This is a genomic window from Nonomuraea insulae (assembly GCF_042656245.1).
Genome location: NZ_JBHSPA010000029.1, coordinates 194,277 through 218,695, shown reverse-complemented (window position 1 = coordinate 218,695; position 24,419 = coordinate 194,277). Strand labels below are relative to the sequence as shown.

25 protein-coding genes and 1 pseudogene are annotated in these 24,419 nt (G+C 72.5%); 8 read left to right on the top strand and 18 right to left on the bottom strand.

Annotation, left to right across the window (positions count from 1 at the left end):
* Positions 1-112: 112 nt before the first annotated feature.
* The 3 genes from ACFPZ3_RS26915 to ACFPZ3_RS26905 are packed head-to-tail and all read right to left on the bottom strand — an operon-like array spanning position 113 to position 2,476.
* A complete protein-coding gene (locus ACFPZ3_RS26915) occupies positions 113-700 on the bottom strand; it encodes a TetR/AcrR family transcriptional regulator (protein ID WP_379517010.1) in 588 nt (195 codons plus the stop codon).
* Between the two features lie 28 nt (positions 701-728).
* Positions 729-1,658: a LysR family transcriptional regulator gene (locus tag ACFPZ3_RS26910; RefSeq protein WP_379517009.1), complete on the bottom strand. Its 930-nt coding sequence runs from the start codon at positions 1,656-1,658 to the stop codon at positions 729-731.
* 11 nt (positions 1,659-1,669) lie between these two features.
* Positions 1,670-2,476 (bottom strand): hypothetical protein, encoded by an 807-nt coding sequence (locus ACFPZ3_RS26905; RefSeq protein WP_379517008.1) that lies wholly within the window; start codon positions 2,474-2,476, stop codon positions 1,670-1,672.
* A gap of 69 nt (positions 2,477-2,545) precedes the next feature.
* Between ACFPZ3_RS26905 and ACFPZ3_RS26900 the strand changes: the two genes are divergently transcribed.
* Both ACFPZ3_RS26900 and ACFPZ3_RS26895 read left to right on the top strand, forming a co-directional pair.
* The gene (locus ACFPZ3_RS26900; RefSeq protein ID WP_379517007.1) at positions 2,546-2,677 is read left to right on the top strand and encodes a hypothetical protein; all 132 of its coding nucleotides are present in this window, start codon (positions 2,546-2,548) and stop codon (positions 2,675-2,677) included.
* A 12-nt stretch (positions 2,678-2,689) separates the two neighbouring features.
* Positions 2,690-3,346 carry a helix-turn-helix domain-containing protein gene (locus ACFPZ3_RS26895; RefSeq protein ID WP_379517006.1) on the top strand — a complete coding sequence of 219 codons (657 nt, stop codon included), beginning with the start codon at positions 2,690-2,692 and terminating at the stop codon, positions 3,344-3,346.
* 71 nt (positions 3,347-3,417) lie between these two features.
* Here ACFPZ3_RS26895 and ACFPZ3_RS26890 read toward each other — a convergent pair whose 3' ends face one another.
* From ACFPZ3_RS26890 to ACFPZ3_RS26860, 7 genes are all read right to left on the bottom strand, one after another.
* Positions 3,418-4,539 (bottom strand): esterase-like activity of phytase family protein, encoded by a 1,122-nt coding sequence (locus tag ACFPZ3_RS26890; protein ID WP_379517005.1) that lies wholly within the window; start codon positions 4,537-4,539, stop codon positions 3,418-3,420.
* 124 nt (positions 4,540-4,663) lie between these two features.
* Positions 4,664-6,541, bottom strand: coding sequence for a DUF6528 family protein (locus ACFPZ3_RS26885; protein WP_379517004.1), 1,878 nt, complete (start codon positions 6,539-6,541; stop codon positions 4,664-4,666).
* Between the two features lie 67 nt (positions 6,542-6,608).
* Entirely contained in the window at positions 6,609-7,229 is a 621-nt protein-coding gene (locus ACFPZ3_RS26880) for a TetR/AcrR family transcriptional regulator C-terminal domain-containing protein (protein ID WP_379517003.1), read from the bottom strand.
* 20 nt (positions 7,230-7,249) lie between these two features.
* Entirely contained in the window at positions 7,250-8,047 is a 798-nt protein-coding gene (locus ACFPZ3_RS26875) for a putative protein N(5)-glutamine methyltransferase (protein WP_379517002.1), read from the bottom strand.
* 155 nt (positions 8,048-8,202) lie between these two features.
* Positions 8,203-10,704, bottom strand: coding sequence for a sensor histidine kinase (locus ACFPZ3_RS26870; protein ID WP_379517001.1), 2,502 nt, complete (start codon positions 10,702-10,704; stop codon positions 8,203-8,205).
* Positions 10,674-11,057 carry a response regulator gene (locus ACFPZ3_RS26865; protein WP_379517000.1) on the bottom strand — a complete coding sequence of 128 codons (384 nt, stop codon included), beginning with the start codon at positions 11,055-11,057 and terminating at the stop codon, positions 10,674-10,676. The genes ACFPZ3_RS26870 and ACFPZ3_RS26865 overlap by 31 nt, the downstream gene beginning before the upstream one ends.
* Positions 11,058-11,129: 72 nt before the next feature.
* Positions 11,130-11,807, bottom strand: coding sequence for a response regulator transcription factor (locus tag ACFPZ3_RS26860; RefSeq protein WP_379516999.1), 678 nt, complete (start codon positions 11,805-11,807; stop codon positions 11,130-11,132).
* A gap of 169 nt (positions 11,808-11,976) precedes the next feature.
* On the opposite strand from ACFPZ3_RS26860, the gene ACFPZ3_RS26855 reads away from it, so the two are divergent.
* The 3 genes from ACFPZ3_RS26855 (at position 11,977) to ACFPZ3_RS26845 (ending at position 13,871) form a co-directional block, all read left to right on the top strand.
* Entirely contained in the window at positions 11,977-12,222 is a 246-nt protein-coding gene (locus ACFPZ3_RS26855) for a hypothetical protein (RefSeq protein WP_379516998.1), read from the top strand.
* A complete protein-coding gene (locus ACFPZ3_RS26850) occupies positions 12,209-12,805 on the top strand; it encodes a hypothetical protein (RefSeq protein WP_379516997.1) in 597 nt (198 codons plus the stop codon). Before ACFPZ3_RS26855 ends, ACFPZ3_RS26850 begins: the two co-directional genes overlap by 14 nt.
* Positions 12,806-13,112: 307 nt before the next feature.
* Positions 13,113-13,871, top strand: coding sequence for an NAD-dependent epimerase/dehydratase family protein (locus ACFPZ3_RS26845; RefSeq protein WP_379516996.1), 759 nt, complete (start codon positions 13,113-13,115; stop codon positions 13,869-13,871).
* Between the two features lie 31 nt (positions 13,872-13,902).
* Here the strand turns inward: ACFPZ3_RS26845 and clpX are convergent, their stop codons facing one another.
* Positions 13,903-15,153, bottom strand: a complete 1,251-nt coding sequence (gene clpX, locus ACFPZ3_RS26840) for an ATP-dependent Clp protease ATP-binding subunit ClpX (protein WP_379516995.1) — start codon at positions 15,151-15,153, stop codon at positions 13,903-13,905.
* Between the two features lies 1 nt (position 15,154).
* Positions 15,155-16,336: a cytochrome P450 family protein gene (locus ACFPZ3_RS26835; RefSeq protein WP_379516994.1), complete on the bottom strand. Its 1,182-nt coding sequence runs from the start codon at positions 16,334-16,336 to the stop codon at positions 15,155-15,157.
* An 88-nt stretch (positions 16,337-16,424) separates the two neighbouring features.
* Between ACFPZ3_RS26835 and ACFPZ3_RS26830 the strand changes: the two genes are divergently transcribed.
* Together ACFPZ3_RS26830 and ACFPZ3_RS26825 are read left to right on the top strand one after the other, a co-directional pair.
* Positions 16,425-17,495: a TetR/AcrR family transcriptional regulator gene (locus ACFPZ3_RS26830; RefSeq protein WP_379516993.1), complete on the top strand. Its 1,071-nt coding sequence runs from the start codon at positions 16,425-16,427 to the stop codon at positions 17,493-17,495.
* Positions 17,496-17,532: 37 nt separating this feature from the next.
* Positions 17,533-17,664 (top strand): annotated as a pseudogene (locus ACFPZ3_RS26825) (Pvc16 family protein); the annotation flags it as partial.
* Positions 17,665-17,729: 65 nt separating this feature from the next.
* Here the strand turns inward: ACFPZ3_RS26825 and ACFPZ3_RS26820 are convergent.
* The 6 genes from ACFPZ3_RS26820 to ACFPZ3_RS26795 form a co-directional block, all read right to left on the bottom strand.
* Positions 17,730-18,590, bottom strand: a complete 861-nt coding sequence (locus tag ACFPZ3_RS26820; RefSeq protein ID WP_379516992.1) for an SMP-30/gluconolactonase/LRE family protein — start codon at positions 18,588-18,590, stop codon at positions 17,730-17,732.
* Between the two features lie 61 nt (positions 18,591-18,651).
* Positions 18,652-19,515: a pentapeptide repeat-containing protein gene (locus ACFPZ3_RS26815; RefSeq protein WP_379517063.1), complete on the bottom strand. Its 864-nt coding sequence runs from the start codon at positions 19,513-19,515 to the stop codon at positions 18,652-18,654.
* 45 nt (positions 19,516-19,560) lie between these two features.
* Positions 19,561-20,337, bottom strand: coding sequence for a GNAT family N-acetyltransferase (locus tag ACFPZ3_RS26810; protein WP_379516991.1), 777 nt, complete (start codon positions 20,335-20,337; stop codon positions 19,561-19,563).
* A gap of 2 nt (positions 20,338-20,339) precedes the next feature.
* Positions 20,340-21,116 (bottom strand): polyprenyl diphosphate synthase, encoded by a 777-nt coding sequence (uppS, locus tag ACFPZ3_RS26805; RefSeq protein WP_379516990.1) that lies wholly within the window; start codon positions 21,114-21,116, stop codon positions 20,340-20,342.
* A gap of 56 nt (positions 21,117-21,172) precedes the next feature.
* Positions 21,173-22,147: a small ribosomal subunit Rsm22 family protein gene (locus ACFPZ3_RS26800; RefSeq protein WP_379516989.1), complete on the bottom strand. Its 975-nt coding sequence runs from the start codon at positions 22,145-22,147 to the stop codon at positions 21,173-21,175.
* Positions 22,148-22,697: 550 nt separating this feature from the next.
* Entirely contained in the window at positions 22,698-23,279 is a 582-nt protein-coding gene (locus tag ACFPZ3_RS26795) for a TetR/AcrR family transcriptional regulator (protein WP_379516988.1), read from the bottom strand.
* A 75-nt stretch (positions 23,280-23,354) separates the two neighbouring features.
* Here ACFPZ3_RS26795 and ACFPZ3_RS26790 point away from each other — a divergent pair, with 75 nt between their 5' ends.
* Complete coding sequence (locus ACFPZ3_RS26790; RefSeq protein ID WP_379516987.1) at positions 23,355-24,404, top strand: DsbA family oxidoreductase; 1,050 nt, start codon at positions 23,355-23,357, stop codon at positions 24,402-24,404.
* Positions 24,405-24,419: the final 15 nt, after the last annotated feature.

Genomic DNA, 24,419 nt, shown 5'->3' with positions numbered 1-24,419 from the left:
TCTCGGCCGGCGCGAGGGCACGTCAGGGGTTCCCGGCCACGGCCGACGCAGGGGGCACGTCAGGGGTTCCCGGCCACGGCCGGAGCCGGGGTGTCGGAGGGGCAGAGGGCTTTCAGCCTGCCAGGTAGGGGCGCAGCGTCTGGTCGAGGGCCTCGCGCATGGCGGCGGGGAGGGGGCCCTCGCCGGTCAGGCCCCACAGGATGAGCGCGCCGTTGTAGGCGACCTGGACCGCGCGGGCCAGCGGGCCGGGCTCGGCACCGCCCGCCAGCTCCCCCGCCGACACCGCCTCCGCCAGCAGCCCGGCGATCTCGTCGCGGACGCGGCGGGCGTGCTCGGCCGCGTGCGCGCGGAACTCGGGGTCGGTCAGGTCGATCTGCAGGAACCCGAGGCTGCCCGCCAGCTCCTCCGGCGTGGCCACCCCCTCGGACAGGTGCACGAGGGCCGCGCGCAGGGCCGCCAGCGGGGACCCGTGCTCCTCGCGGGCCCGTTCGAACGACAGCCCCGCCGTCTGAGTGGCGTGGGCGGCGAACGCGAGCAGCAGCCCGCGCTTCGACCCGAACCGCTGCACCAGCGTGGCCGGCGCCAGCCCGGCCTCCCTGGCGACCGCGGCCAGCGTGAGACCCTGCGGCCCGTGCCGCCCGATGGCCCGGGCGGTGGCCTCGAGGATCGCCTCGTCACTGGTCGTGCGCGGCCGGCCCATGCTCGTTCCCCTTTTACCGAATGTTCGTTTACAAACTAGCAGGGAGCTCTGGGTCATGACCGCCGGCTGTGACGAGGTCGGGCAGGTGGTGGCGGGCGTGTTCGATGAACGCCCTGGCCGCGGGGCTCTTCTGGCCGTCCTCCCGCCACACGACGCCCATCTGCCCGCGCATGCTCGGCCCGGTGACGGCCAGCACGTGCAGGTCGGCCTCGGCGGCGGCGACCGCCGACTCCGGCAGGATGGCCAGGCCGAGGCCGCGGGCGGCGAGCCGGGCCAGCACGTAGGGCTCGCTGGCCTCGAACGCCACGTGCGGCGCGAACCCGGCCCGCGCGCACGCGTCCTCCAGAGCGGCCCGCAGGCCGGTGCCGAGGGGCAGGCTGATCAGCGGCAGACCCTTCAGCTCCGGCACCGAGACGGAGTGCTTGCGGGCCAGGTCGTCGCCGCGGTGCACGGCCGCCACGAGCTCCTGATCCACCACGACCTGCGCCTCGACCCCCGGGGGCAGCGGCCCGCCGAGCCCGAGGAGGCCCAGGTCGAGCCGCCCGTTCGCGATGCCGTCGATCAGCGCCTCCGGGTCGGTCTCCACGAGCGAGATCTCCACCGCCGGGTGCCGCCGGTGGAAGCCGGCGAGCATGCCGGGCAGGTCGAGCACCGAGGGCACGGAGACGGCGCCCATCACGACCCGGCCGCGCAGCAGCCCGGTCAGCTCATCGGTCACCAGGCGCATCCCGGACACCGCCGCCAGCGCGGCCCGCGCGTACGGCAGCACCGCCTCCCCCACCGCCGTCAGCCGCACGCTGCGCCCCGACCGGTCGAACAGCGGCTCGCCCAGCTCCCGCTCAAGCTGGCGGATCTGCGCGCTGACGCCCGGCTGGGCCACGTGCAGCCGGGCGGCGGCCCTGGTGAAGCCGGCCTCCTCGGCCACGGCCACGAAGTATTCGAGCTGGCGCAGTTCCATAACCAGGAATGCTAGGACGGCACACTGACACCCGTCACCGTGAAGCGCTCGACCTCGGCGATGTGGCCGCCGGTGGAGGCCACGATGGTCAGCGTCCTGCCCGGTTTCGCGGTGAACGTGACCTTCCCCGACCAGGGCGCCTTCTCGCCTCCGGCGGGCAGACTGGACTGCTCTCCCAGCGGGGTGTCCGAGCCGGGGTGGCGTACGTGGATGGTGATGCTCTCATCCACCCCGGTGATGCGGCCGCCGACGGTGAGCGGGGAGCCGACGGTGGCGCCGTAGGCGGGCTTGGTCAGCGAGAACGAGGTGTCGTCGGTGCCGACCACCTCCCAGGGGGCGTCCTGACCGGTGCCGTACTTCATGAGGTGCACCACGGCCGCCACCGCCGTGCGGTCGGTCTCGCCTCGGTAGCCGACGTGCACGCGGGCGTGCTCGCCCTCCGCCACGACCTTGACGACCTGGTCGATCCCGGTGAAGCCGAGGTAGTCGCGGGTGAAGGCGGTGGCGGTGCGGCGCGCGTCCAGGTGCCAGGCCTCGTGGCCGCTCTCCTGGTGGGCGCGCTGCCAGGCGGCGACCTCCGCGGTGTCGGAGAAGGGCCACAGCGGCTGGTAGTGGCCGGCGATCAGGGTCTCGCGAGGGATGGGCGCCGTCTGCGGCGTGCTCCCGGCGGAGGGCGTGCCCGCGGCGGAGGGCGTGCTCACGGCGGAGGTCGGCTCGGGGGCGCGCGTGGAGTCGGCCGGCGCCTCCCCGACACCGCCCCCGCAGCCGGCGACGAGCACCACCAGCAGCGGCAGAACTCCTACGGCGAACGCTCTCATGCGGAAACCTCCGACGTCAGGGGCCTGATGAGGAGAACTTACCCAACCGAGGGACCAAGGTCCCTCGCCATGAGGTCCTATGGCCATGGCTGGGCCGCGCATGCCTGGGTAGCGTCCCCTATGGCCACCTTCGACCTGGTCTTCGGCGCCGGCCACGACGAGGCACGCGTGGACGGCACCGCGCGCCGTACGTATACGTGAGGAGAATCGATCATGGCAGGCACCGGGGATCTCGGCCGTCGCATCATCCACCACCGCGAGCGCCTCGGGCTGACCCGTGAGCAGGTCGCCGCGCACGCGGACATGTCACCCGGTTACCTGAAATATCTGGAGGAGAACGCCGACACCCCCGACACCGGAGCCCTCTACCGGCTCGCGGACGCCCTGGGGACGACGGTGGACGACCTGCTGGGCGGCGGGCAGGAGCGCCCGCCCGGCCGCGGCCCCGCCACGGCCCACCCCAGCCTGGAGACGCTGGAGGAGGCGGAGTGCCTGCGGCTGATCGAGCCGGGCGGGATCGGGCGGGTGGCGTTCAACAGCTCGCGCGGGCCGACCGTGCTGCCGGTCAACTACAAGATGCAGCACGGCGCCATCGTGTTCCGCACGGCCACGGGCGGGGCCATGGACCAGGACCTGCGTACGGGGCTGGAAGGCGTCGACATCGTGATCGCCTTCCAGATCGACAAGATCGACGAGGCCAACCGGGAGGGGTGGAGCGTGCTGGTGCAGGGCCCCGCGCACCACGTGCCGCCGGAGGAGGCGACCGGTGTGGCGGGCGTGGGGATCACGCCCTGGGCGGGCGGCGAACGGCAGCTCTACATCCGCATCGTCCCGTCCCGCGTCACCGGCCGCCGCATTCACGGCATGTGAGCCCTGCCCGGCTGCAGGACCCGGCAGCAGGCCCCGGCAGCAGGCCCCGGCAGCAGGCCCCGGCAGCGGGATCAGCGGCAGCCAGCCGCGCCGAACGCCATGAACCGCGTGCTCTCCTCCTCACTGAAGTTGTCGTCGGAGCCGATCACCAGCGTGCACTCGCCGGTGGCCAGGCGCGGCCCCCAGGCCAGGCTCTCCATGTTCTGCACCGGGGGCCGGAAGGTGCCCAGGTCGTAGACGAGGCGCTTGGAGACGGGCCGGTACGCGCCGCCGCCGGCCAGGGAGTCGCGGCCCAGGACGTTCGTGGCGCCGCGCAGGTCGATCTCGTACAGCTTGACCCGGTAGTTCGTGCCCGGGATCCAGGCGCGTTCGAGCGCCAGGTAGCGGAACTCGTCGATGGCCAGGATCTCCGACACCCCGCTGTCGGCCTCCTGGGTGGGCGGGTTGGGCGCGACGGGCAGTTTGTCGAGCGGGTAGGCGAACTGGGCGCGTGGCCGCCCCTGGCGGTTCCACACGGTCAGCCGGGCCGGCCCGCCGCTCTCCACGGTCGGCACCGGCCCGTCCTCGAAGCGCGGCCCTTCGGTGACGGCGGTGATGGCCTGCTCCGTGACGGCCACGCCCTCGAATCCGAAATTGCGCCTCGGTCCGTTTTCGGTGTCCGTGAGCCGCAAATTCGACGGCAGCGGCAATTCACCCGTCTGCCGCCCATCCGCGCCCATTTCGCGCACCGCGGACTGGCTGATCGGAATATTCGGATTCCGCGCCTCGGGCCGGTCGCCCTCGTCGCCCCACAGCAGCCGCCCGGTCCACCGGTCGAACCTGATCGACTCGGGGTCGGCCGCCTCCAGCTGCCCGTATCCCGGGTACGGCGTCCCGTCACGCCTGGTCAGCGTCGTGACCCCGGTCAGCCGCACCCCGGTGAAGGCGCCCGACTCGCGGTCGATGCCCAGCCGGCCGGTGTAGAAGCGGGCGGGGTTGTAGCGGCGGCGGTCGTCGGAGACGAAGTACCACGTCCCGGTGCGCGGGTCCCGGTCGATCCCCGACAGGCCGCCCACGGCGGTCCCCTCGAACCGCTCCATGTACGGGATCCGCTGCTCCCCGAGGAAGCGGGTGATCCGTACCGGCTCCCGCCGCTCCGCCACCGCCGGCGGAGCGGCGCTCACCACCATCGCGAATGCGACGGCGATTTCCATTATTCTCCGCGAACGAGCCATTTGATCCTCCGTCATGAAAATCGACGGGGAAATAGAAGCGCGAATCAGCGGCGAAGTCCACGAACAAACAATGGCATGCCGCACTGCAAAAGGGGCAAATCCATTAGGCGAGGTCGGGGAGGGTGATGAGATGCAGGGCGCCGTCGCGCAGCCCCGCCGCCGAGGCGTCCAGGACGCTGCCGTTGGCGTCGATCTTCGTGGCGCTCCCGGCCCACGCGCCCGCCGCACCGCGGGAGCGGTTCCAGACGCCGGATCCGGGGACGACGGTCTGCACGTGCACGGTCCCGTCGGGCAGGGCGGCCGCGGAGAGGGCGGTCACCGAACCGTTGGCGTCGATCCGCACCGGGGAGGCGTCCCAGGCGCCGTTCGCGGCGCGGGCGAGGTTCCAGACGCCGGAGCCGGGGACGGCGCTCTGCACCTGCACGGTGCCGTCCGGCAGGCTGGCGGCGGAGATCGCGGTCACCGAACCGTTGGCGTCGATCTTCGCCGAACCGCCCCAGGCTCCCGCCGCGTTCCTGGTGCGGTCCCAGACTCCGGCCCCTGGTACGACGGTCTGCACGTGGAGGGTGCCGTCGGGCAGCGCGGCGGCCGACACGCCGGAGATCTGACCGTTTTCGTCGATCTTCGTGGCGCTCGTGGCCCACGTTCCCGCCGCGCTCCGGGCGCGGTCCCAGACGCCCGCCCCCGGGACGACGGTCTGCACGTGCAGGGTGCCGTCGGGCAGGGCCGCCGCCGACACGCCGGAGACATCGCCGTTGGCATCGATCTTGACGGAGTGCTCGTCCCACACCCCCGCCGCGCTGCGGCCCCGGTCCCACACGCCGCTGCCCGGCACCACGGTCAGCACGTGCAGGCCTCCGTCCGGCAGCGCCGCCACCGCCACGCCGGAGATGCCGCCGTTGTCGTCCACCTCGGCCGCGTTCACCTCCCACGCGCCGGACGAGTCACGCGTGCGGTCCCAGACGGTGCCGCGCAGGCTCCGATCGGCGACGCCGTAGTACGGGCTCCACACCCGCGCCTTGTAGAAGGCCGCCCCCGTGCGCCTGCGGGTCATGGACGGCTGGAAGAAGTCCACGGTGTCGGTGCACCACGTGCTGGCGGTGCACGATCCCGGCGGCGTCTTGGCGGCGTCGGCGCGCGTCTGGACGATCTGGCCGGAGGGCTGGCTGCCGATGGACTTGACGGCGCCCCTGTTCGCCCCGGCGGGAGCGGCGGTGAAGGCCTTGGCGCCCTTGTCGTACAGGTAGGCCGCCGAACCCGTGCTCAGCCAGAGCTTGCCCTGGTCGGTGGCGTGGGCGTACACGTCGTGGCCCCCTCCCGCGGGCAGGGCCACCCTGCGCTGGGTGTCCTCGCGCAGCGCGGGCCGGGCGGGGGTGCCCTCGACCGCGAGCGCGGTCAGGATGGGCTGCTTGGAGGTGGCGTCCTGGCCGATGACCCACAGGCGCCTGATGGCGGGGTCCCACAGGGCGGCGTGCGCGTCGGTGAGGGGGAACTCGCCGTATGTGCCCGCGTCCGGGCCCTGCGAGGAGGCGTACACCCTGACCCAGCCCCCGGTGGAGGCGGCGACGGCGATGTTGCCGTCGGGCAGCAGTTCGGCGGCGTGCAGGTTGCCGGGCAGGATGCGCGCCCACTGGCGTACCCCCGCCGGGTAGGAGACGATCGTCGCGATGCCCCGGTCGCCGCCCGCCGCGACCACGACGCTCTGGCCGCCCGCCGGCCGATCGCGCAGCTTGAAGTCGGCGATGAGCCCGAACGCCGACACCTCGTCGGTGGTGAAGCGGCCGGGTGACACGCTCGGCTGCCACGTCCACTTCACGGCGGCGGAGCTGTTCCAGTCGGCCACGGCGGGATCGAACGCGATCAGCCGCCGGCCCGTCTGGTCCCCTCCGACCACCCAGTAGTCCCCCGCCGCCGCGGCCGCGCTCCCGGCCGGGAGCCCCATGCTGACCAGCATGACGGCGACCATCGCTAAATTCCGCACCACTGCCTCCTCGTCACTGTCCGACGGAGACGATGATCGCCTATCTCCCTCGATCCTGCCGGGCGCGTCAGGCCGGGTGGGAGGCGGCCAGGCCGTCGAGGAGGAGCCGCAGGCCGTACGCGAACGCCTCGTCGCTGGTGGGCGCGCCGCCCGCCCTGATGCCCGCGACGGTGAGCGGGAAGTCGGCGGCGTAGGCGGCCAGTTCCCGGCTCGCCCCACGGCTGCTCCGATCGCGAGCGGCCTGCTCGTTCAGCACGAAACCGAGCGTGTAGTGGCTGAGGGACGCGATCGTGTGCAGCCCCTGCTCCGGCGAGAACCCGAGCCCGGCCAGCGTCTTCAGCTCCTCCTCGAACCTCCGGGCCGTGTCAGGGCCCGGGTCGCCGCCCGCGACCAGGCGGGCGCCGTCGCGGTGGCTCAGCAGCGTACGCCGGTGGCGGTGGGCCCGGCGGGTCAGCCACTCCCGCCAGGACTCGCCCTGCGCCGGCCCGCCCATCTCGGGGAGGAGCAGCGCGCGGGCCATCTCGTCGAGCAACTCCTGCTTGTTGCGGAAGTGCCAGTAGAGAGCCGGGTTCTGCACGTCGAGACGGGCGGCGAGGCGGCGCATGGACAGGCCCTCCAGCCCGACCTCGTCGAGCAGTTCCAGCGCCGCGCGCACAACGGTGTCCCGCGCCAGTCCCTTCTGTGCCATGGCGGAACACCTTAACACCGCTAAGGCGTCCCGAGGGTGCCGATGATCGCCGTGGCGTCCCATTCCTCCGAGGTCGCCACCCGGGCCGCCAGACCGGCCGCGGACACCACCCCGGCCGTCGCCTCCGCCTGGTGCTCGCTCGTCTCCACGAGCAGGTGGCCGCCCGGAGCGAGCCAGCCGGACGCCCCGTCGATCACCCGCCGCACGACGTCGAGCCCGTCGGCGCCGCCGTCGAGCGCCATCAGCGGCTCGTGCAGCCGGGCCTCCGGCGGCAGCAGGCCGACCGACTCCGACGGCACGTACGGGGGGCTGGCGATCAGCACGTGCACCCGGCCGCGCAACGAGGAGGGCAGGGGCTCGTACAGGTCGCCCTCGTGAACGTGCGCGCCGGCCAGGTTGCGGCGGGCGCAGCGCACCGCGACGGGGTCGAGGTCGGCGGCGTGCAGCTCGGCCCGCTCCAGGCCCGCCGCCACCGCCGCGCCCATGGCGCCCGTGCCGCAGCACATGTCCAGGATCACCGGCGTCCCGGCGACCGCGCGGCCCAGCGCGATGGCCTGCCGGATGAGGAACTCGGTACGCGGCCGGGGCACGAACACCCCTGGCTCCACGAACACCCGCAGGCCGCAGAACCGGGCCCAGCCCAGGACGTGTTCGAGAGGTTCGCCGGCGACGCGGCGCTCCACCATGGCGATCAGATCGCCGGGGGTGGGGGCGGTGGTCAGGAGCAGGTCCGCCTCGTCCTCGGCGAAGACACAGCCCGCGGTACGGAGCCGGGTGACGACCTCAGAGATAGGGATAGATGATGAAAAAACCGACATGGGAGCCTTTCGGGATGCCGATGGGCGCTCCCGCGGTCACCTAATCCCGGACCGCACGAATACCGGAGGGGAGCACCCAGCCTGACACAGCGGTAATGGGTCTCACCTCCCCTATGACGATCCTCGTCGAGACCGTCACAGTATCAGAGACATTCTCACGTCGGGATGTGCCCATGCAGGTGCAGGCCCTCCCCCGGGTGGGTGTCGATGGTCAGGGTGCCGCCGATCGCGCCGAGGCGGTCGTACATGTTCGTGATCCCGTGCCCCGTGCGCAGCGCGTCGAGACGGGCGCCGATGCCGGTGTCGTAGAAGTCGAAGGACAGCCCGTCCTTCTCGCGCAGGTCGATGGTGACCGTGGCGTGCTCCCCTGCGTGCTTGCCGGCGTTCTGCAACGCCTCCAGCAGGCAGAAGTAGATGTTGATCTCGATCTCGGGCGGGTAGCGGCCGAGGTCGGTGGCGTGGATCTCGGCCGGCAGCGGGGAGTGCCTGGCGACCGCGCGCAGCGCGGCCTCCAGGCCGGATTCGGCCAGTTGGGGCGGGTAGATCCCGTGCGCCAGGTCGCGCAGCTCCGCCCCGGCCTCGCTCAGGTCGTCGCGGAGCTGAGCGAGCAGCGGGCCCACGTCGGCGGGCTGGGTGGCCAGCAGCCGCTGCGCGACCCGCGACTGCACGGCCGCCGCCACCAGCCGCTGCTGGGCGCCGTCGTGCAGGTCCCGCTCGATCTGGCGGCGCTCGCGGTCGGCCGCCGCCACCAGACGGCCCCGCGACTCCTGCAGCGCCTCCGCCCTGGCCACCAGCATCACGTGGTTGTGCCAGGCCAGGTACGAGGCCCTGGTCAGGCCCAGCACCACCAGCCCGATGACGACCGGGGCGACGACCCAGCGCGGGACGTCCTGTTCGAACCCGATGCCGGGGGTGAAGCGGCCGGCGACCGTGATGGCGACGGCGGTGGCGACCGTGCCGGCCATGATGACCTTGAAGCGGCGGCCCGGCAGGTAGGCCACGGACAGCAGCACCGGCGCCACCGTCACCAGCGTCGCGTAGGGCAGGGCCGACGGGATCAGCACGGTCAGCGCGAGCGCGTAGCACCAGGTGATGGCCGCCGAGATCGCGATGGCGTGCTCGATGCGCTCGGTCCTGACCACGCGCAGGGCGATGACGACCAGCAGCGCCACCGTGCCGCAGCCGCCGGCCAGGACGAGCAGCCAGGGGACGCGGGTGGCGGCGAAGATCGACAGGGCGACCGTGCCGGCTCCGAGCGCGACGCCCAGGATGGCCCAGAGGCCGGTGGCGATGTACTGGTGCGGGTGCGGCTGGGCACTGCGCTGGAGGTTCGTGTAGAGGCGGGCGATGGCGTACCAGATGCCCTGGAGCGCGCCGCGGACGGCGCCGCCGGGCTCGCGGTGGGAACGCTCCACCCCGGCGCTCTCCAGGGCGGAGCGGGGCAGGTGGCCGTGCAGGTGCAGCCCGCCACCCGGGCTGGTGTCGATGGTGAGGGTGCCGCCGATGGCGCCGAGACGGTCGTTCATGTTGATCATGCCGGAGCCGGTGTGGATCAGGTCGGGGTGGCAGCCGATGCCGGTGTCGCGGAAGTCGAAGGACAGGCCGTTGCGGTCCTGCAGGGTGATGGTGACCGTGGCCTTCTCCCCCGCGTGCCTGATCGCGTTGCGCAGGGCCTCCAGCAGGCAGAAGTAGACGTTGATCTCGATCTCGGGCGGGTAGCGGCCGATGCCGACGGCGTCGACGGTGGTGGGCAGCGAGGCGTGCTGGGCGGCTCCGCGCAGGGCCGTCTCCAGGCCGTACTGGCCGAGCTGGGGCGGGTAGATGCCGTGCGCCAGGCCGCGCAGCTCGGCGCTGGCCTCCTGCAGGTCCTCCGACAAGCGGGCGAGCAGCGGCCCCGCCTCGCCGGGGTCGGTGTCCAGCAGGAGGCTGGCCTGCCGGGTCTGTTCCGCGGCGGCGGCCAGGCGCCGCTGGGCGCCCTCGTGCAGGTTGCGCTCGATCTGACAGCGCTCGCGGTCGGCCGCCGCGACGAGCCGGGCGCGCGACTCCTGCAGCGCCTCCGTCCGCGCGACCAGCATGCCGTGGTTCTGCCAGGCGGCCAGCGACACCAGGATCGTGATGAACGGGATGAACGCGATCGCCAGCGCGTCCATGACCGAATCAGGAACCCGTTCCTCGAGCCGTACCCCGGTGTGCACGCTGCCGACGACGACCAGCGCCGTGCCGACCAGCATGGTCGCGCCGAGCATCGCCGACAGCCGCGCGTGGTTCATGTGCTGCACGGCCACCAGGACCGGCAGCAGCACGGCCAGCGCCAGCGTGGACAGCGCGAACGGCACCACCGAGGTGACCGCGATCGCCACGATCCAGTTGGACAACGCGAAGACGACGACCGCGGCGAAGCGCCGGTAGCGATGGATCAGGTGGATGGCGCGGACCAGGAACCCCGCCATGACCAGCAGCAGCCCGGCGATCGCGAGCAGCCAGCCGTCGCGCAGCTCCTCGACCCACAGGGCGATCAGCCAGACCGCGGCCACCAGCACACCGACGAGGTCGGCCTGTACGTAGGTGCGCAGCCGCTCCCATTCGGGCGCGCCGATCTCGATGATCTCGTGCCCCCGGAGACCGGCTAGGAACCTTCCTGCCCCCCGTCGCTCCACAGCGCCTCCAGTTCGTCGGGGCCGAAGCGGGCCTTGTGCCGATAATGAGCCCCCATCACCATCGCGTCACGAGGCAGATCCTCTGTGTTGTTGACCGACAGCAGGACCACCGTGACGTCCGGGTGCCCCCACCTGATCTGCCGGGCGGCCTCCAGGCCGCCCATGCCGGGCATGTTCACGTCCATCAGCACCATCCCGACCGGGTGGTCCTGGAGGAAGTCGAGCGCCTCCTCACCGCTGGTCGCCTCGCCGGCCAGCACGAACCCCTCCACGACGGCGATCACTCCGGCCACGGCGCGGCGGAACGACGGCAGGTCGTCCACCACCAGGACGCGCACCAGGTCTTGCTCCACAAGGCTGATCGTCGCATCCGGCAGCGGCCGTGTCGGTGGTGCCACCATCACTATCTCCGTGCCTGTTTCGGCCTATTTCACGGACGAGTCGGAGTCGAGGAACATCAGGACGGCCTTGACCCGCCGGTTGGTGTCGCGGTCGCCGCGCAGGCCGAGCTTGACGAAGATGGAGTTGATGTACTTCTCGACCGCGCGCTCGGTGACGTTGAACCCGGCCGCGATGGCGAGGTTCGACCGGCCGGCCGCGACCTCGGTCAGGGTCTCGCGCTCGCGGGGCGTGAGCTGCCGCAGCGGCCCCGAGTCGTTGCGGGCCTTGGCCGACACCAGCGAGTCGACGACCACGGGATCGATGAAGGAACCGCCGGCGGCGACCGTCCGCACCGCCGAGCTCAGCTCGCCGGGCGCGGCGATGCGCTCCTTGAGCAGGTATCCGCGCCTGCTGCTGCCCTGCGCGATCAGGGCCAGCAGGTAGGCGGGGTCGAGGAACTGCGACAACACCAGCACCGCGACCTCAGGATGGGTGGCGCGCAGCGCCGTGGCCGCCCTGATGCCCTCGTCGGTCATGGTCGGAGGCATGCGGATGTCAGTGACGACGACGTCCGGCTTCTCCTGGTCGACGCACGCCATGAGCGCGTCGTAGCCCGAACAGGCGCCGACGACCTCGACACCGGTCTCGGTGGCGACGAGCGCCTGAATGCCGGCCCGCACCAACAAGTTGTCCTCGGCGATCACTATCCGGAAGGACGTCACCCGGCAAACGGTAGTCCGCCGTGCCAGCAGGGCTCAACGGGTGAGGAAAACCGAACGGCTAACCGGGAAGCCAGCATTATCGCTGACTTGGCGGGCGCGGAGGAAACTTGCGGCAACGGCAGTCGGATATTGAGGGGTTTTCAGCAGCGGCCAAGACGGAGGGGAAGTGGTGGCCGAAATGCTGCACGTCACCGAGCGAGTGTCGCGAATCAAGGATCGGATCAGCGCGTTGCTGGCCCGCGCGGATCAGGCGCTGTGCGCGAATCCGGACGAGCGAGCCCGCCAGTACGGGTGGACGGTGACCAAGACGGGGTTCGGCTCTCGCCGGTATCGCGACCCGCGTTTCGACGCGCTCAAAGCGGCCCGGCTCGACGCGCTCCCTATCGCCGGGGGTGAACGACATGTCCATGCGTAATCTGCGCCACAACCCGTATGGGCGTGCCGAGGGGCAGGAGCGGGCGGATCAGGGGACGGGCATGGTCGCGCTGCTGTGGCGGTGGCGCACGGAGTTCGTCCTGCTCGGAATGGCCGTCGGGGCGGCCTTCCTGATCGCGGCGGCCATGGGGCAGGGGTTGTGGTGGGCGCCGGCCGCGCTCGCCGGGACCGTGTCCGTGCCGGCCACGATCCCGGTCGGCAGGAAATGGATCCGGGGCCATTTCTGGTGCCTGTTCTCCCGGCACCGGCTGCAGCGGGTGTGCCTGGAGACGCCTATGCACACGCGAAAGGGCCGAATTCCGCTGGTCCTCTGGATAGCGCCGGCCGACTTCGGGGAAAGGGCATTCATTCTGCTCCGGGCCGGAATTTGCGCCGAGGACTTCGAGGCGTTCGCCGGGGAAATAGCGGCGGCCTGCTGCGCGAGTTCCGTACGGGTGGTGCGGCACGATCGCGCGCAGTTCGTCACGGTGGAGATCGTGCGGCGGGGTGTGGTGCTCGGGGCGGGGACGTGGGGCGACGGCGAGGCGGGCGCGGGGCGTCCGCTGGAGAAGCTGGCCGGGTAGCCCCGCCCCGTTCTTTCGCGGGCGGGGAGGTCAACGCCACCCGGCCTCCCCGCCCCTCCAAGCCTCAGGAGCGCCCGGGGGCACCGGGCCGTCCCGGCGCCCTGAGGCTCCGGCCACCCGGACGGGGGTGCATTCGTCCGGGTGGCCGACGCTTGCCGTTTCCTGGGGCCGGCCGGGGGCAGCCGGTCGGGAGGGGCCGGGGGAAGGCCAGGCTTGCCAGGCGTGGTCAAGACGCGATAAATCGGGACTTATCAGTATTCGTGCGGCGGCATACCGTCGGAGGGGACGGCGGAACGGGGGTCAGGGCATGGGGCCTGTCGTGGTCACGGGCGGATTCGGGCGTGTGGGCAAGCTGGTGCGGCCGGCGTTGGCGCGGGAGTACCCGCTGCGGGTCGCCGACCGCAGCGCGGGAGAGGCGCTGCCGGGCGAGGAGGTGCTGGTCGGAGACCTGGCGCGGCCGGGGGTGGCCGAGGAGGCGCTGGCCGGAGCGTCCGGGGTGGTGCACCTGGCGGCCGACCCCCGCACGTCGGCGAGCTGGGAGGAGGTCTACCACGCGAACGTGGCGCTCACCCGGCGCGTGCTGGAGGCCGCCGCCGCTCAGGGCGTGCCGCGCGTGGTGCTGGCCAGCACGGTGCACACGATGGGCGAGTACAACCGCCCCGAATACCATCCCGTCGACCCCTCGTGGGAGCCGCGCCCCTGCTGCTCGTACGGACTCAGCAAGGTCGTCGTCGAGGCCCTCGGCCGCCTGCACGCCGACCTGACCGGCACCTCCGTGGTCTGCCTGCGCCTCGGCGCGACCGGCTACTCCATGGACGAGGCGAGGTACCTCGGCGTGTGGTTGTCGGACCGCGACGCGGGCTCGCTGGTGCTGGCCGCTCTGAGCGCGGGACCTGGCTGGAGCGCGCACTTCGGCATGTCGGCGAACACCCGGCGGCACTGGGACATCTCCTCGGCCAGGAAACTCGGCTACGAGCCACGCGACGACAGCGAATCGTACGCGGCCACGGCCGGACCGCCCACCGCGCCGATCTGCCGGATGTTCGTCGGCGAGGACGCCCCTTAGCCGGACAGGTCCTTTCCCGATGGGAGGGGAGTCAGGCGGACCTCTCGTGGGGACCGGCGTCGCGGTGGGCGCGGGGGATCAAGGTGGGGTTGACGTTGTCGAGGACCGTGTCGCGGGTGATCACGACGCGGGCCACGTCGTCCCTGCTCGGCACCTCGTACATCACGTTGAGCAGCACCTCCTCCAGGACCGCCCTGGCGGCTCTGGCGCCCGTGCGGCGGAGCAGCGCCTGCTCGGCGATGGCGGCCACGGCGTCCTGCGAGAACTCCAGCTCCACCCCGTCCAGCTCGAACAGCCGCCGATACTGCTTGATCAGGGCGTTGCGGGGCTCGGTCAGGATCCGGGTCAGCGCCGTGCGGTCCGGGGCGCGCAGGGGGGCGAGCACGGGCAGGCGGCCGACGAGCTCCGGGATGAGGCCGAAGGACAGCAGGTCCTGCGGCATCACCAGGGACAGCGGGTCGTCGTCCCCGGCCTCCGGGAGGGCGCGGAAGCCGGCGGACCGGCGGGCGCGGCGGCGCTCGACGATCTCCTCCAGGCCGGCGAACGCCCCGCCCGCGATGAACAGCACGTTCGTCGTGTCGATCTGGAGGAGGTCCTGGTGGGGGTGTTTCCTGCCGCCCTGGGGAGGGACACTCGCGACCGTGCCCTCAAGGATCTTCAGCAGCCCCTGCTGGACGCCCTCACCGGAGACGTCGCGGGTGATCGACGGGTTCTCGCTCCTGCGCGCGATCTTGTCGATCTCGTCGATGTAGACGATCCCGGTCTCGGCCTTGCCGAGGTCGCCCCCGGCCGCCTGGATGAGGCTGAGCAGCATGGTCTCGACGTCCTCGCCGACGTACCCGGCCTCGGTGAGCGCGGTGGCGTCGGCGATCGCGAACGGCACGTCGAGCAGCCGCGCCAGGGTGCGCACCAGGTGCGTCTTGCCGCTGCCCGTGGGGCCGACGAGCAGGATGTTCGACTTGCCCAGCTCCACGGGGTCCTGGTCGGAGGCGCGGACGCGCTTGTAGTGGTTGTAGACGGCCACGGCGAGGGCGCGTTTGGCCTCGTCCTGGCCGATCACGTACTGGTCGAGGAAGTCGTGGATCTCGCGCGGCCTCGGCGGGTCCCCGCTCGTGCCGCCGTCCTGCGCGCGTTCCTCCTCCATCAGCTCGATGCAGAGGCCCACGCATTCGTCGCAGATGTGGACGGAGGGCGGGCCTGCGATGAGCTTGCGTACCTCGTTCTGGCTCTTGCCGCAGAACGAGCAGCGCAGCGCGTCGCCGCCCTTGCCGGGGCGCGCCATCTCAGCCGGCCGGGCGCAGGGTCACGGGCAGCGACGCCAGCCGCAGGGTGCCCGGATCCGGCAGGTACGAGACCTCCCCCGCGAGCGCGAGCCCGGGGAAGCGGCGCAGCAGAACCCCGAGGGCGACGCCGACCTGTACGCGGGCCAGCGACGCGCCCACGCAGAAGTGCTGCCCGTGCGAGAACCCGAGGTGCGGCGACGGCTCCCGGGTGACGTCGAACCTGTCGGGTTCGTCGAAGACGCGCGGGTCCCGGTTGGCCGAGACGATCGAGGCGGTGACGGGCTCCCCCTTGGGAATGCGCACGCCGGCGATCTCGACGTCCTCGATGGGGAAGCGGGGGACGGTCATCACGCCCGGGGCGCACCAGCGCGCCAGCTCCTCGACCGCGCGCGGCATGAGGGCGGGGTCGGCGCGGAGCGTGGCGAGCTGGCCGGGGTGGGTGAGCAGGGTCAGCACGGCGTTGGCGATGAGGTTCGCGGGCGTCTGGCCGGCCAGCACGAGCAGCCAGACCATGGTGACCAGCTCGTCGTCGGAGAGCCGGTCGCCGTCCTCCTCGTTGATGCGCGCGAGCCCGGAGACCAGGTCGTCGGCCGGCTTGGCCCTGCCCTGGGCGATCGCCGCCTTGGCGCCCTCGATGACCGCCGGGATGGCCTGCCCGAACTTCTCGCCGTGCCCGGAGGCGACGGCGGCGCCGTACTCGCGCCAGCTCGGGCGGTCGGCGGCGGGGATGCCGACCAGCTCGCAGATCACGTCGATCGGCAGCGGCCGGGCGAAGCGCTCCAGCAGGTCCACCGGCTCGTCCTCGGGCAGCTCGTCGAGCAGACCCTCGACGAGCCGCTCGATGCGCGGCCCGAACAGGGTGGCCTGGCGCGGCGTGAACGCGGGCGCGACCAGCCGGCGCAGGCGGGAGTGCTCGGGACCGTTCATCTCGGACATGGTGCGCAGGTACGGCAGGCAGTGCTCCGGCACGTCGGGGCGCATGAAGCTGCCGCTGTTGATCTCCAGGCGCGGGTCGGCCAGCATCGCCCGCGCCTCCTCGTGCCGGGTCACGACCCAGAACGGGCCGAATCCCGGCGCCACCAGCCGCGCCACCGGCGACTGCTCCCTGACCGGCGCGTACGCGGCGAAGGGGTCGCTCAGCACGGCCGGATCGGACAGATCGATCTCAGGCACGTCGGTCATGGTCATCTCTCCGCGATTTTCGAATGATCTCATCATCTGAATGTTCACGGTATCTTGGCTGCGGAGCGCACGGCAACGAGGAGGACGGTTGGTCCGGCTCACCAGAGCGGAGGCCCAGGAGCGCAATCGCGCGAAAGTGCTGGCCGCGGCCAAGGCGGAGTTCGCTGAGCGCGGATTCCGGGAGGCGAAGATCGACGACATCGCGGATCGCGCCGAGCTGACGCGCGGAGCCGTCTACTCGAACTTTCCCGGCAAACGGGCGCTCTACTTCGCCGTCCTGGCCGACCTGGCGGAGGGCGCGCCCGTGATGGCCGCCGCCGAACCGGCGCTGACCGTGCGGGAGGCGCTCGGGGAGACGGCGCGGGCGTGGGTGACCCGGCTGCCGCTGGCCACCGACGACGAGCGTGAGACAAGCAGGCTGGGCATGCACCTGATGCCGGAGATCCTCGCCGACGAGGTCACGCGCAAGCCGTACGCGCAGCTCATGATGCTCAACGCGGTGCTGCTCGGGCTGGCCATGGAGCGGCTGCGGCCGCCGAAGGAGCCCGACGGGCGGCTGGTGCGGCTGGCCGAGGCGGCGCTGACGGTCCTGCAGGGGGCCGGGCAGCTCTCGGCGGCGGCGCCGGGGTTCGTGGATCCGTTCAACGTGATCCGGGTGTGCGAGCAGCTCGCCGGCCTCGACCTGGGCGACCGGTGGGCGGTGGCGCCCATGAACCCCGAGGTGCGGGAGATCGACGAGCCCTGGTCGCCGCCGACGGGCCTGGTGGACGCGGTCGGCGGCGGGGCCGCGCGGCCCGAGCGTGACGGGGTGGTGGCGGTGCTCGGGCTGCACCGGTTGTCGGCCGCGGAGGAGGCCGTACGCGCGGCGCCACCCGGGGCCGAGGTCACGGCCGTCGTGGTGACCGGCACGCCCCAGGAACTGTTTCCCCTGGCCCGGCTGGTTCTCGCCGAGGTGAGCACGTGCCTGCGGCAGGCGTTCCCGCCGCAGGCGTGGCCGCGGTTGCGGGTGGTGTACGACGAGTCGGGGGCGCTGGCGGCGGCGGCGGGGGTGCCGGAGCCGCGGGACGGGACGGAGGTGGCGATCCGGGTCTCGTCGGGCCGGATCGTGCTGCGCGCCGAGGGTTTCGGCGCCTGCCACGCCGTGTCCCGCCCTCACTGAGAGCGGGGACGGCCCACCAGATTGAGCCGGTTCGCCCATCAATGGAACCGCTGAGCCGAGATGGCGGTCCAAGCTATGGGCGACGTTCACGCCGGCGCCCTACCGCCTGTCGGTCGCCTACCGTGCGGCCGTGGTGATGATGGAAAGCCGGCTGACGCCGCAGACGGCCCTTCCCGTCCGCAGGCGCGCGCTGGACGTCGCCCCCCGCCAGCTCCCTCCGGGTGACGCCGCCGGTCAGAGGGTGGTGGGCAGCACCGGCAGGCCGCGCACGCCGGGCTCGGCCCCGAAGACCGCGCCCGCCAGCGGTTCCCGCTCGCGCTCCACGCCGAGGGCGGAGGTGGTGATGAACAGCCGGTCGAGGTTCTCGCCGCCGAACGTGACCGCCGTGACCTTCCGTACCGGCAGTTCGATCACGGCGTCGAGCCGCCCGCCCGCGTCGTACCTGTGCACGGCCCCGCCCTCCCACAGCGCGACCCACACCCCGCCCTCGGCGTCCACCGTCAGCCCGTCCGGCGCCCCTAGCCCGGGGTCCACCACGGCGAACGGCCGCCGCCCGCTCAATCCGCCCTCCGCGTAGTCGAAGACGTCCACGCGCCCGGTCGGGGTGTCGGCGTAGTAGGCCAGCCGCCCGTCCGGGCTGAACCCGAACCCGTTGGAGATCGTCACCCCGGGCAGCACCGCGCGCAGTTCGCCCCCTGGCCCGGCCACGTAGAACGTGCCGCCCCCCGGGCTCGCGTCGTAGGCCATGCTGCCGATGTAGAAGCGGCCGTCGGGGTCGCAGCCGCCCTCGTTCATGCGGATGCCGGGGTCGCTCCACGCCTCGCCGAGGGAGCGCAGCGGGGCGTCCAGGTCGTCGGAGTCGGCCAGCAGCAGCTCCCGTTCGGCCGCGACGAGGTAACCGCCGGACGTACGGGGCCTGACGACGGCGGCCACCGCCCCCACGTGCCGGCGGCGCACCCCGCCGCCGGCGTCGAGCGCGAGGACGTCGCCCGCGAGCATGTCCACCCACCGCAGCCCGCCCCAGCGGCCCGACCACACGGGGCCCTCGCCGTGCTCGGCGACGGGGTCGGTCACGGGGTACGCGCTGACGGTCATGCCGCTGCTCCTTGTCCCAGGGGTCCAGATCATGACCATAACGTCCCCGGGGAACGGTCCGTCAGCGGCGACGGCGGCGTGGACGGCGGGACGCGGCCGGCGGCCGGCCCTCCTCCGCCCAATGCGACGGCCGGGTCAGGGCGCCGGGCAGGCGGGTGGCGGTGTCGCCCTTGGCGGCGTTGACCTGGGCCTGCGTCAGGAAGATGGCGCCGGTGAGGTCGGCGCCCGACAGGTCGGCGCCTCTGAGGTCGGCCCCGATCACGTCGGCGTCCCGCAGGTCGGCGTCCCGCAGGTCCGCCCCGATCAGGTACGCGCCCCGCAGGTTCGCACCCCGAAGCCCCGCGCCCCGCAGCCGGGCGCCGATCAGGTCGGCACTCCGGTGTTCCCTGCCCTTCAGCCCGGCCCGCGCCAGCTCACTCGTCCGCAGCAGCAGTTCGTTGACCTCGGCCCGGTGGGCGGCCACGTCCAGCTTCTCCAGCACGTCGGCGCTCTGCCCGGTGAGCCGCTCGGTCTCCTCCAGTGCCTGGCGCAACGAGGCGTGGACGGGCTGCGCGGCCTCCAGGGTCAGCGCCTCCGCCAGATACCACAGCAGTTCGTGCAGCTGCCGCATGACCGGGAACACCGCGTACATCTGCCGCGCCGTCCCCGGGGCCTCCCGCCAGCTCCGCCCCTCGAAGGTGCCCTGTGAGACCTTCTGGCCGGCGCCGAAGCAGTCGAACACCGTGCATCCCTGGAACCCGCTCTGCCTGAGCTGGGAGTGGATCGAACAGCGGAAGTCGTCACGCAGGTTGTGGCAGGGCCGGCCGGCGTCCTTGTCCACGGCGAAGTCGGCCGACGCCGCGAACGGCAGCGCGACGCAGCACAGCCCGAAGCAGCTCTCGCAGTCGGCCAGCAGGCCGAGCTCGCGCGGGTTCTTTCCGGGCAACGTGCCGTTCTCCTCACAGGTCGTACGGGTGCAGGTCAAGGGTACTCAAGGATGCACGTACGGCGTCGTCGTGGTCAGCGACGCGAACCCCAGCCGTTCCAGGATCGGGCGGCTCAGGCCGGAGGCGTCCACCTGGAGATAGCGGTGACCACGCGCGACGGCCTCGCGTGCCCGGTAGGCCACCAGCGCGCGGTAGACGCCCCTCCCCCGCCATTCCGGCGCGGTGCCGCCGCCCCACAGGCTCGCGAACCGGGTGCCCGGGTGCAGGTCCATGCGGGCGGCGCTGATGGGCACGTCACCGGCCATGGCGACGACGGCGATGACGGTGCCGGCGGCGAGCTGGGCGAGCAGGCGCTGCCTGATGTGGTCGCGGGTGGCGCCGAACACGAGGTCATGGACGTCCGCCACCAGCTCCACCTCCTCCTGGCCGGTCACCGGGACCAGCCGCACCTCCTCGGGAAGGACGCCGGCGGGCTCATCGGCGATCTGGGCGGCTTCGGCGACCATGAGCGTTTCAGGGGGTTCGGCGGTGAAGCCGGCTGCCAGGAGGCGGCGGTCGAGGTCGGCGGGCAGGTCGTGGCCGTACAACTTCCACTCGAACGGCCGCCCCAGCCGCCCGAAGTAGCGCACCTGCCCGGCGATGGCCGCGTCCGCGCCGGCGGGATCGAGGCCGGACCAGAGGACGCCGTTCCAGCCGTGCTCGGGCCCCACCTGACGCACCACGTCACCGGCCCGCTCGACCCTGCTGTCCGGGCCGTCGGGGGCGGCCTCGCGTCGCAGTTCGCGGTCGAACACGGCCAGCGCCTCGTCACGATTCAGCATGATCACGAGCCGTATCGCCGCTGCCGGGCCGCGAAGCTGCGCAGGGCGCGCAGGAAGTCGATCTCGCGGAAGGCCGGCCAGTACGCCTCGCAGAAGTACAACTCGGAGTAGGCGGACTGCCAGAGCAGGAAGTTCGACATGCGTTGCTCGCCGCTGGTCCGGATGACCAGGTCGGGGTCGGGTTGCCCGGCCGTGTAAAGGTGCGGGGTGATGTCGTCCACGGTCAGGGTCGAGGCCAGCTCCACCATGGACTCGCCGGCCTCGGCCCGCTCGTACAGGAGTTCGCGCAACGCCTCGATGACCTCCTGGCGGCCGCCGTACCCGATGGCCAGGGTGAGGTGGAAGCCGGTGGCGCAGGTGCGGGTCGCCTCGACGGCGCTCTTGAGCGCGCGGGCCGTGGTGTCGGGCAGGATGTCGAGCATCCCGGCGACGTGGACCTGCCAGCGGGCGTCGGGCCGGTCGAGGTGGTCGGCGACCATCTGCTCGATCACCCGCAGCAGGAAGGCCACCTCCTCGTCGCCGCGGCGCTGCAGGTTCTCCGTCGAGCACAGGAACACGGTCACATGGTGGATCCCGAGGTCCTCGCACCAGGACAGGACGTGGTCGATGTGCTCGGCGCCGTACTTGTGGCCGATGCTCGGGTTGGCCATGCCCATCTGCTTGGCCCAGCGCCGGTTGCCGTCCATGATCATGCCGACGTGTCGGGGCAGGGGGCCTGCCGTGATCTGACGGCGCAGGCGCCGGGCGTAAAGGGAATGAAGGAGGTCAGTCATCTGCACCTTTCCAGAATGGCGCGGGTGGCGCACCGGAATCTGATCTTTGCCGATATCCGCGGTCACTCGTCGAGCGACCAGGTGCCGCCCCAGTCTGCATCCCTGGCCCGGCGGTAGAGGTCGCCCTGCCGCTTGGAGACGATCACGTCCCGGAGTTCGTCGCCGTCGGCGCACAGGCGCAGGGCCACCATGCCCTTGCGCTTGACCGGGTGACGGACGACGCGGGCGGCGGGTCGCGGCAGGGGGCCGGTGGTGGCGGCCACGTACGAGAACTTCTCGTCCTCGAAGCTGAGCGTGCCCGCCTTGATGCGGCGGTGCAGGGCGGTCCTCGGCAGGCGTACGGAGAAGTGGCACCAGTCGCGTCCCTGCTGGACCGGGCACCGGCCGTCGTGCGGGCAGGGGGCGACGACGCTCAGGCCGGCGGCGGTCAGGACCTCCCTGGCGGCGGCGACGGTGGCGTAGCCGGCCGGGGTGCCGGGCTCGATGATGATCACCATGGTGGTGTTCTCGGCCAGCTCGCGTACGACGGCGGGGCGGTCGGGTGCCGGGAGCTCGCCCAGGGCGTACGACATGGTGACCAGGTCGGCGGCGGGCCGGTCGAGGCCGGGTCCGACGGACGCCTGCCGCCACGTCGTGCCACGCGGCGCCCGGGACCCGCGCGCCAGCCTGCGGCCCAGGTCGATGACGTCCGGGTCGTGCTCGACGACCGTCACCTTCTCGATGGACGGCCACACCTCGCCCGCCGCCCACATCGCCGCGCCGGTGCCGCCACCGGCGTCGAGCTGGGTGCGCGGCTCGAACCCCGGCATCAACTCCGCCGCGCGGCGCATGGCCGTGGCCGCCGCGGCGTAGGTGGCGGGCATGCGGTAGGCGGCGTACGCGGCGATGTCGGCTCGCGAGCGCAGATGGTTGCCGCCGGTCGAGACGCCTTCCGTCCGGTAGCGCTCGGTCAGGCGGGCCACGGAGTCGGACAGTTCCTGGGGCGAGAAGCGGGACAGGGCCTGGTCGAGGGCGGCCCTGAGGCCTTCGGGGAGCATGGCTGGATTCACCTGCTGTGTCTGAGGGAGGAGTGAGGGCATGGGCCGGCTCACGCTCGTCCGGGCAGGGTCATGCGCCGCCGGTCAGGCGGGCGACCGCGTCCTGCGGCACGAGCTGGTACGAGCGGACCGGCGTTCTACGGCATGGGCCTGGGCGCGCTCGTGCGGGGCGGACCGGTCCACGACGTGGTGAGGCGCGCGGACATGAAGGCACGCAAAGGGGCTCCTCGAAAGGAAAGGGGGAAAACGCGGCCGGTTATGCGAGCGACCGCTTCAGACGAGGAGTGTTCGCCCGCCGGTACGAGCCCGGCGGCGACCGGTTACGGGGTGGTTCGGCACCCTCGCCTGGAAGCGGCGGCACAGACCTTGGCGAGGCGCATGAGAACCCCCATCATTCGCGCGATGACAACCGGGCACATTATCCCGCTGTCCGACGACGAAAATGCTACGACGGGCGGCAATTCTCCCCATCACCGCCCAGCCGTTCGCGCCCGGTCACCGCCGGGTCGTGCCTCGATCACCGCCTGGCCGCGCCCCGGCCGCCGCCCGGTCATTGCTCCTGTGCGGCCCGGCACCCGTTGCGGAAGAGCCGCCAGAACGCCAGCGCCGCCGCCTCAGCGTGCTCAGACCGCTCCCCCGCCGCGCAGTGCGCGATCACGCCGACCAGGGCGCCGGCCAGGTAGGCGGCGTGCACGTCCACCGGCACGTCGTCCCACCCGCCGGGCCGACGCCCCTCGGCGAAGCGGACGGTCAGCTCGGCGGTGAGGCGTTCGCGCATGCGGGCGCCGAAGCGGGCGCTGCCGTGGGAGCCGAGCATGCGGGCGTACATGGTGGCGTTGGCCGCCACGTGCTCGAACAGCTCGGCGAGGGGGCCGGGAGCCCGGTCGCGGGGCGCGTCGAGGGGGCACAGCGCGGCCGCCTTGGCGACGGCGGCGACGGTGTCCTCCATGGCGTCGGTGACCAGCGAGTCCACGTCCGGATAGTGCAGGTAGACCGTCGCCCGGTTCACCTCGGCGCGCTTGGCCAGGGCGGACACGGTGATGGTGGCCAGCTCCTGCCCCGCGGCGAGTTCGAGCACGGCCGCCTTGAGCCGGGCCCGGGTGCGCACGGCGCGTGGATCATCCGAGTTCACGCCACCGACTATACGACATTCATCGCCTATGCGACATATGTTGACTATTCGACATATGTCGCATACTTTGGCGACATGCGTATCGAGATCTGGGCGGACGTCGTCTGCGGGTGGGCTCACATCGGCAAGCGGCGGCTGGAGAAGGCACTCGCCTCCTGGGAGGGCGAGCCGATCGAGGTGGTCTGGCGGCCGTACCAGATCGACCCGTCGGCGCCCGCGCGAGCGGTGCCGATGACGGAGATGTTGCGGGATCCCATGGCCGACGAGGCACTGCGCGCGTGCGCGCCGGGGTTGTCCCCTGTCCAGAACCGGGCACGGGTCGCCGAGGTCGCCGCCGCGGAAGGGCTCGGGTCTCAGTGGGGCTCCGGGTGGCGGGCCGGGACGCTGGAGGCGCATCGGCTGATCGCGCTGGCGTACGAGAAGGGCGGCGCCGAGCTGCAGGACCGGGTGGTGGAGCGGGTCCTGCGCGCCCACTTCGTCGACGTCCAGGACATCAGCGACCTCGCGGTCCTGACCGCGATCGCCACGGAGGCGGGGCTGGCCGGGGAGGCGGGCTACACCGCCTCCCCGGCCCGCGCGGCGACGCGGGCGGGAGAGTCCGACCGCACCGGCTTCGACCGCGTTCCCCAGACGCTGCCCGGCGCCGCGCTGACGCGCGAGCTGCTGCTCGTCGGGAAGGCGAAGGGCGTGCGCACCTCGCCGACGATCGTGGCGGGCGGCCTCGCGCTGGAGGGCGCGCAGTCGCCGGAGACGATCAGGGAGTTCCTGGAGGACGCGAGCCGCCGCGCTCCCCGCCGTCTGCCCGCCGAGGTGGAGCGGCTGCGCCACGCGGAGTCGCTGCTCGACCAGCGCGACCCCCTCGGAGCCCTCACGCTGCTGCGCCCGCTGATGGAGGAGCACGGAGCCGACCGTGGCGTGCGGATGCTGGCGGCGCGGGCGTACTTCGCCTCCGCGCAGCTCAACCGCGCCCGTACGGCGCTGGATGCGCTGGTGGCCGAGGCCCCCGACGACTCCTACGCCCGCCACCTCCTCGGCCGCACGCTGCAACGCCAGGGCAGGCACGAGGAGGCCGCCTCCCACCTCACCCTGGCCGCCGTCATGACCCCGGACTACGCGGCCGGCTAACCCACCCACCGGCGT